We start from the raw sequence: 728 nt of genomic DNA on the forward strand, positions 1-728 counted from the left end.
CTATCTATCCCCTCACCTATCCGCCTTTGTTTGTCCAGCAATTCATTAATATACACCTGAGTTAACTCTTCATACTCTCCATTCAAATCACATAACTGTAAATACCTTCCAAGCATTCTTAAGAATTCTATATATTGCTTTACAAAAGATATGGTAACATCATCATTACCATCTTTAGCTCTACCATTCATAGAAGCCAACAATTCCCAAAAAAGCCCTGGATATACAAGTCCCTCTCCAAAGCCACTCGCAATATATGTTCTATATAACTCATTCCACTGCATATTATCTAAATGTTCTGAAACCGAAATTGGATGTGCAATTTCTAGTTTATCCATAAGACTCTGTGCTATATCTTCAACTTCAAAGGAAGCACTTCGTCCTAGCTGTATAAGTTTTGTTATCGTATATAACCATAAGTCATTAATTAACTGAATATCACTTGTTACCGATTCCTTAAAGCCGCTTATCTCCGTTATATAATCATACAGAGCTGTCATGTCAGCTACCAACTTACACATTTGCCATTCAAGCTTCTTCCTCTCATTATTCACTTTTTCTTCTGAATCATCTTCACTCCATGTGGGTTGCTCATTTACTTTAACATCTTCTTTTCCTTTTAAATAATGTTGATAGGCCATAAATGCCTCAAAAAAGTTTCGCTTCTTTCCCATGATACACTCCTTTTCCACAATATAATTCTACATGTATGTGAAATTATTGTATAT

At 34.5% G+C, this 728-nt stretch carries 1 protein-coding gene; it reads right to left on the minus strand.

Annotated elements, in window-relative coordinates; genetic code table 11:
- A partial coding sequence (locus JQM82_RS15930; RefSeq protein WP_235251398.1) for a hypothetical protein occupies positions 1-674 on the minus strand: 674 nt, incomplete at its 3' end.
- Positions 675-728: the final 54 nt, after the last annotated feature.

This window comes from Faecalicatena contorta, assembly GCF_021531995.1.
In the GTDB taxonomy this organism is placed as follows: domain Bacteria; phylum Bacillota; class Clostridia; order Lachnospirales; family Lachnospiraceae; genus Dorea_A; species Dorea_A contorta_A.